Origin of the sequence: Streptomyces sp. NPDC047017, assembly GCF_040644175.1 — a bacterium.
GTDB lineage: Bacteria > Actinomycetota > Actinomycetes > Streptomycetales > Streptomycetaceae > Streptomyces.
The window spans coordinates 318,482-325,689 of sequence record NZ_JBEYVW010000008.1 but is presented as its reverse complement, the minus strand read 5'-3'; the positions used below and the strand labels follow the sequence as shown (position 1 = coordinate 325,689).

The 7,208-nt window shown below is 74.6% G+C and carries 4 protein-coding genes; 3 read left to right on the top strand and 1 reads right to left on the bottom strand.

The genetic code is table 11. The annotated features are described in order from the left end of the window. From ABZ858_RS16780 to glgB, 3 genes are all read left to right on the top strand, one after another. Nucleotides 1-116, top strand: a 116-nt coding sequence (locus tag ABZ858_RS16780) for an alpha-glucosidase C-terminal domain-containing protein (RefSeq protein WP_361378053.1), incomplete at its 5' end; no start/stop codon positions are given. A gap of 95 nt (nt 117-211) precedes the next feature. Continuing rightward, complete coding sequence (locus ABZ858_RS16775; protein ID WP_361378050.1) at nt 212-1,612, top strand: maltokinase; 1,401 nt, start codon at nt 212-214, stop codon at nt 1,610-1,612. 59 nt (nt 1,613-1,671) lie between these two features. Next, nucleotides 1,672-4,854, top strand: coding sequence for a 1,4-alpha-glucan branching enzyme (glgB, locus tag ABZ858_RS16770; protein ID WP_361377987.1), 3,183 nt, complete (start codon nt 1,672-1,674; stop codon nt 4,852-4,854). A 51-nt stretch (nt 4,855-4,905) separates the two neighbouring features. Here the strand turns inward: glgB and ABZ858_RS16765 are convergent, their stop codons facing one another. Then, nucleotides 4,906-7,128, bottom strand: a complete 2,223-nt coding sequence (locus tag ABZ858_RS16765; RefSeq protein ID WP_361377984.1) for an ATP-dependent DNA helicase — start codon at nt 7,126-7,128, stop codon at nt 4,906-4,908. Nucleotides 7,129-7,208 lie beyond the last annotated feature (80 nt).

Below are 7,208 nucleotides of genomic sequence, written 5' to 3'. Positions count from 1 at the left end.
CGGTCGAACTCATCGGCGGAGTCCGCTTCCCCGCCATCGGCGAGCTGCCCTACCTGCTCACCCTCGCCGGCCACGGCTTCTACTGGTTCCGGCTCCGCAAGGACGCCACTGTCTAGTTCCCGCCGGTGGGGCGGCGGTTTCCACCGCCCCACCTGTGGGCACGCGTGAGACACACCACCAGCGGATTGGACGCGACGCCATGTCGGAAGCCATGTCGCAAGCCGTCACACGCTCTGCCACCGCCGGCTCCGGCCTGCTCGCCTCACTGGACCCACTGCTGCGCGAGTGGCTGCCCCGGCAGCGCTGGTTCGCCGGCAAGGGCCGGCCCGTCACGGGGTTCTCGCTGGTCGCCGCCACCGAGCTGCTCCCGCAGGACGGCAAGCTGGGCCTTTACCACCTGCTCGTCCGCGCCCACCAGCCGCTGCCCGCCGGACAGGGCCAGGCCGCCGTCCCGCACCCCGGTGACTGCTACCAGCTGCTCATAGGCGTGCGCGAGGCGCTGCCCCCGAGGCTGGCGCCCGCGCTGATCGGCCATGTGCAGGAGGGCCCGCTCGCCGGCCGTACGGTGTACGAGGCCCTGTACGACCCCCGGCCCGCCGAGGTGATCCTGGAGGCGCTGCGCGCCCAGGCCCGCATCGGTGGGCTGCGCTTCGAGCGGCGCGCGGAGATACGGCCCGATCTGGTACCGCGCCTGGTCACCGCCGAGCAGTCGAACTCCTCGCTCGTCTACGGCGACGCCTTCATACTGAAACTGCTCCGCCGGGTGCTGCCCGGCGTCAACCCCGATCTGGAACTGCCCCTCGCCCTGGCCCGCGAGGGCTGCCCGCGCGTTCCGGCGCCCACCGCGTGGATGACCGCCGAGGTCGCCGAGGACTCCTACGTCCTCGGGGTGCTCCAGCCCTTCGTGCAGGGCGCCACGGACGGCTGGGAGCTGGCGCTGCGCGGCCTGGCCAAGGGCGAGGACTTCAGCGCGGAGGCGCGGGCACTGGGCCGGGCCACCGCGGAGGTGCACACCGCGCTGGCCCGGGCGCTGCCCACCGTCAGCCTCGGCCACCTCCAGCTCCAGTCGCTGGTCGACGGCATGAGCGAGCGCCTGGACGCGGCCGCGCAGGCGGTGCCCGCGCTGCGGCCGTACGCCCCCGGGCTGCACTCCGCCTTCACGGCCCTGGCCGACCTGGCCGCCGAGGGCCACACCTGGACCGCCCAGCGCGTCCACGGCGACCTCCACCTCGGGCAGTGCCTGCGCGCGCCGTCCGGGCAGTGGTCGCTGATCGACTTCGAGGGCGAACCGGCCAGACCGCTCGCCGAGCGGCGGATGGCCCAGCCCGCGGTACGGGACGTGGCCGGCATGCTGCGCTCCTTCGACTACGCGGCACACTCGGCGTCCGGCCCGGCCGCCTCGGACTGGGCGGCCGCCTGCCGGGCCGCGTACTGCGCCGGGTACGCCGAGGCCGGCGGGCGCGATCCGCGCACCGATCCGGTGCTGCTGCGCGCCTACGAGACCGACAAGGCGGTCTACGAGGTCCTCTACGAGGCCCGGCACCGCCCCGACTGGCTCCCGGTCCCGCTCGCGGCGGTACGCCGCCTGGCCGCCGGCGCCGAGCCGCACTGACCGCGCCCACCGCGCCCCCCCTGTCCCGCCCCCGTTCCTTCGCCGAGGAGGCCCCGCCCGTGACTGCCCGTCCCTCGTCCAGCGGTCCGGACCCCGAACAGCAGGCCGCGTCCGCCGGCCCCGAACGCACGGTGGCCCCGCGCGGGGCCACCACGAGGAGGGGTGCCTCCGGCGGGGGCGCCACGGCGAAGGGTGCCTCCGGCGGGGGCGCCACGGCGAAGAAGGCGGTGCCGGAGAAGGCTGCTGCCGAGAAGGCGGTGACGAAGAAGGCGGTGACGAAGAAGGCGACGGCGAAGACAGCGGCGGGGAAGACAGCGGCCGTGAAGACGGCGGCGGCCGAGAAGGCGGTGACGAAGAAGGCCGGGGCGAAGAAGGCGACGGCGGAACCGGCCGTGGCCGGGGCGAAGAAGGCCGCCGCCAAGAAGACCGTCACCAAGAAGGCGGCCGCGGACAAGGCGGCTGCCCCGAGGGCCGCGGCCAAGAAGGCCGCCGCGGGGAAAGCCGCCGCAGGGAAGGGTGTCACCGAGAAGGCCGCCGCCCAGAAGGCCGTGACCAAGAAGGCGACCGCCAAGGGGGCGGCGGAGAAAGCGATCACCGCCCAGCCGGCGCCGGCCAAGAAGTCCCCGGTCAGGAAGTCCCCGGCCGGAGCGACGACGACGGCGAAGGAAGCGGCCGCGAAGGGGACGCCCGCGAGGGCGACCACCCGGGCCACGACCACCCGGGGGACGGCGGCCGGGGGGACGGCGGCCCGGAAGGCCACCACCGCCGGGACGACCGCCGCGACCGCGGCCACCGCCGACGCGGCGGCTGCCGGGCCGGCCACCCGCGGCACAGCAGCCACGCGGAAGACCACCGCCGCCAAGGCCCCGGCCGCAGCGAGCGCCGCCCGGGGGGCGACCGTGAAGAAGACCACCGCCGCCAAAGGCCCGGCCCGGACGGCCGTCGCCCGCAAGTCCCCGGCGAAGCAGCCCGCCGCGCAGGCCGCCCGGGCCGCGGCGGCCTCCGCCGCGCCGGTCCCCGCCGGGCCGGAGACCGGCGCCCCCGCCGCCGATCCCACCACCGTCCCCATCCCCTTCCCCGACCGTGAGCGCCTGCTCAGCGGTACGCACCACGCCCCGCACTCCGTGCTCGGCGCGCACCCCGTGCCCGGGGGTGTCGCCGTGCGGGCCTTCCGTCCGTACGCGCTCGGGGTCGCCGTACTGGCCGACGGCCTCCAGGTGGAGCTGAGGCACGACGGGGACGGGTTCTTCTCGGCGCTGCTGCCGCTGCGGGACGTACCGGAGTACCGGCTGGAGGTGGCGTACGAGGGGGCGGTGCGGCAGACGGAGGATCCGTACCGCTTCCTGCCCACCCTCGGTGAGCTGGACCTGCACCTGATCGGTGAGGGGCGGCACGAGGAGCTGTGGCGGGCGCTGGGCGCGCACCCGGACGTGCGCCGGGGAGTGGCCGGCACCCGGTTCGCGGTGTGGGCGCCCGACGCGCGGGGCGTGCGGGTGGCGGGCGGTTTCAACTTCTGGGACGGCACCGCGTACCCGATGCGCTCGCTGGGCGGGACCGGCGTGTGGGAGCTGTTCGTGCCCGGGATCGGCGAGGGCGAGCTGTACAAGTTCGAGATCACCCGGCCGGACGGCTCGAAGACGCTGCGCGCCGACCCGATGGCCCGCCGCACCGAGGTCCCGCCGGCCACCTCCTCCGTCGTGCACGCCTCGCACTACACGTGGGGCGACGAGGAGTGGCTGTCGCGCCGGGCGGAGCGGCCCGCGCACGAGGCGCCGTTCTCGGTGTACGAGGTGCACCTGCCGTCCTGGCGCCCCGGCCTCACCTACCGCGAACTGGCCGAGCAGCTCCCGGCGTACGTCGGGGACCTGGGCTTCACGCATGTGGAGCTGATGCCGGTCGCCGAGCATCCCTTCGGCGGCTCGTGGGGCTATCAGGTCACCGGCTTCTACGCGCCGACCGCGCGCCTGGGCACGCCGGACGACTTCAAGTTCCTGGTGGACGCCCTGCACCGGGCGGGCATCGGCGTGATCATGGACTGGGTGCCGGCGCACTTCCCGCGCGACGAGTGGGCGCTGGCCGAGTTCGACGGACGTCCGCTGTACGAGCACTCCGATCCGCTGCGGGCCGCGCACCCCGACTGGGGCACGCTGGAGTTCGACTTCGGCCGCCGCGAGGTGCGCAACTTCCTGGTCGCCAACGCCGTTTACTGGTGCGAGGAGTTCCACATCGACGGGCTGCGGGTGGACGCGGTGGCCTCGATGCTCTACCTGGACTACTCGCGCGAGCCGGGCCAGTGGACGCCCAACGAGCACGGCGGCCGGGAGAACCTGGACGCGGTGGCCTTCCTCCAGGAGATGAACGCGACCCTGTACCGGCGGGTGCCCGGCGTGGTGACCGTCGCGGAGGAGTCCACCGCCTGGGACGGCGTCACCCGGGCCACCCACCACCGGGGCCCGTCCGGCTTCGGCGGGCTCGGGTTCGGGCTGAAGTGGAACATGGGCTGGATGCACGACTCGCTCCAGTACATGAGCCACGAGCCCGTGCACCGCAGCTTCCACCACGGCGAGATGACGTTCTCCATGGTGTACGCCTACAGCGAGAACTACGTGCTGCCGATCTCCCACGACGAGGTGGTGCACGGCAAGGGCTCGCTGGTGTCGAAGATGCCCGGCGACTGGTGGCAGCAGCGGGCCGGCCTGCGCGCCTACCTGGCCTTCATGTGGTCCCACCCCGGCAAGCAACTGCTGTTCATGGGCCAGGAGTTCGCGCAGGGCTCCGAGTGGTCGGAGGCGCGCGGCCCGGACTGGTGGCTGCTCGACCCGGCCTACGGCGCCGCCGCCGACCACCGGGGCGTCCTGGACCTGGTGCGCGACCTCAACTCCGTCTACCGGGACGCGCCGGCCCTGTGGGCGCGGGATGCCCACCCCGACGGGTTCGAGTGGATCGTCGGGGACGCGGCCGACGACAACGTGTTCGCCTTCCTGCGCCGCGACGCGGACGGCACCCCGCTGCTCGCGGTCTCCCACTTCGCCCCGGTCGTCCGCCCCGACTACCGCCTCGGCGTCCCCGACGACGTGCCCGCCTGGCGGGAGGTGGTCAACACCGACGCGGCCCGCTACGGCGGCGGCGACGTCGTACGGCCCGACCCGGTCAAGCCGGAGCCGCAGGGATGGCACGGCCGGCCGGCGAGCATCCGGCTGACCCTGCCACCCCTGGCCACGGTGTGGCTGCGCCCCGCGTAGGGCCTGGCTGACCCTGGCTGACCGTTCCCGCCTGCCGCGCGGGGCCGCCGCTCAGCCCAGGGCGTCCGCCAGCGCCCCGGGCAGCGCCCCGGTGTGCAGGACGCCGAGCCGCTGGGTGGCGCGGGTCAGGGCCACGTACAGGTCGCTGGTGCCGTAGCGGGCGGGCTCGACGACCAGGACGGAGTCGAACTCCAGGCCCTTGGCCTGGCGCGGGTCCAGCAGGACGACCGTCCGGGTCAGGTCGGGCTCGGCGCCGGCGGTGACGCCGTCCAGCCGGGCGGCCAGCCGCCGGTGCAGGTCGCGCGGGGCGATCACGGCGAGCCGGCCCTCCTCGGGGGTGAGTTCCGCGACCGCCCCGGCCACCGCGCCGGGCAGGTCGCCGGTGGCCCGCGCCCAGGGGCGTACGCCGGTGGAGCGGACCGAGCTGGGCGGCTCGAAGCCGGGGTGCTCGGCGCGGACCACGGCGGCCGCCACCTCCATGATCTCGGCGGGCGTACGGTAGTTGACGCCGAGCCGGGTGTGCTCCCAGCGGTCGGCCACGTACGGCTGGAGGATGTCCGCCCAGGACCCGACCCCGGCCGCCTCGGCGGTCTGCGCCGGGTCCCCGACCAGCGTCATCGAACGGGTCGGGCTGCGCCGCATCAGCAGCCGCCACGCCATCGGGGACAGCTCCTGCGCCTCGTCGACGATGATGTGCCCGAACGCCCAGGTGCGGTCGGCCGCCGCGCGCTCGGCGGCGCTGCGGTGGTCGTCCTCCTCCTGGCGTTCGGCGAACCGCTCGGCGTCGATGATGTCGTGCGCCGACAGGACCTCGGAGGCCTCCTCGTCCTTGTCGTCGAACTCGTAGGTCCGCGACGCGTACGACACGTCGAGGACGCCCTGCGCGTACGCCACCTGGCTCTCGCGTTCGCGTGCGGCGCGGGCGCGGGCCACCCGGTCGTCCTCACCGAGCAGTTCGGCGGCCTCGTCCAGCAGGGGGACGTCCGCGACGGTCCACGCCCGGGTCACCGGGCGCCGGATCGCGGCGGCGTCCTCGTCGCAGACGTATCCCCCGGGCTCCGCGAGGAAGTCCGCGACCAGCCGCCGCGGGGTGACGCGCGGCCACAGCCGGTCGACGGCCGACCACACCTCGGGGTTCTCCGCGAGTTCGTCGCGGATCTGGGTGATGTCACTGGCGTCGAGCAGGTTGGAGCCGTCGTAGGGGTCGGTGCCGATGCGTTCGGCGACCATGTCGGTGAGCGTGTTCAGGATGTGGCCCTCGAAGTGCTCGCGGGCCGCGTTGTGCGGCAGCTTCGCGGCCCGGGTGCGCTCCCGCGCCACGCTCACCAGGCCGTCGTCGAGCATCAGGACCTCGCGGTCGTGCTCGATGGCGATCACCGGGTCGGGCAGCGCCTGCCGGTCGCGTACGACGGCGGCGAGCACGTCCGCCATGTCCGCGCGGCCCTTCACGGCGGCCGCCTCGGGGGTGTCGGCGGCCGTCGCCCGCACCCCGGGGAACAGCTCGCCCACGGTGGCCAGCAGCACGCCGGTCTCCCCGAGGGAGGGCAGTACCTCCCCGATGTAGCCGAGGAAGGCCGGGTTGGGGCCGACGATGAGGACGGCCCGCCGGGCGAGCAGCTCGCGGTGCTCGTAGAGCAGATAGGCCGCCCGGTGCAGGGCGACCGCGGTCTTGCCGGTGCCCGGTCCGCCCTCGACCACCAGCACACCGCGGTGCGGGGCGCGGATGATCCAGTCCTGGTCGGCCTGGATGGTGCGGACGATGTCGCCCATGCGGCCGGTGCGCGCGGAGTTCAGGGCGGCCAGCAGCACGGCGTCGCCGGTCGGGTCCTCGTGGCCGGTGCGGGTGGCGTCGCCGAGGTCGAGGATCTCGTCGTGCAGGGCGGTGACCCGGCGGCCCTCGGTGGACAGGTGCCGGCGGCGGCGCAGGCCCATCGGGGTGTGGCCGGTGGCCAGGTAGAAGGGGCGGGCCACGTCCGCCCGCCAGTCGATCAGGACCGGGGTGCGCTCGGTGTCGTCGGCGCGCAGCCCGATCCGGCCGATGTGGTGGGTGGCCCCGTCGGTCAGGTCGATCCGGCCGAAGCAGAGCGAGCCGTCCACGGCGTTCAGCGCGGCGAGCAGTCCGGCGCGCTCGGCGACCAGGATGTCCCGCTCCAGCCGGGCCTGCAGGGGCTTGTCGCCCTGGGCGAGCGCGTCGGCGACGGAGGTCTCGGTGTCACCGCGCAGCGCGTCCACGCGTGCGTACAGTCCGTCGATGAATTCCTGTTCCTGTCGCAATTCACCGTCTGGAAAATCGGTGTTTGACAATTCCGCTCCCGCCCGGATATACTCTGCTCAGTGGACTTCTCCGCGACCTC

What these genes read in the sequence shown, in the direction of transcription:
- ABZ858_RS16775 (WP_361378050.1), top strand. Translation starts at nt 212, where the DNA reads ATGTCGCAAGCCGTCACACGCTCTGCCACCGCCGGCTCCGGCCTGCTC.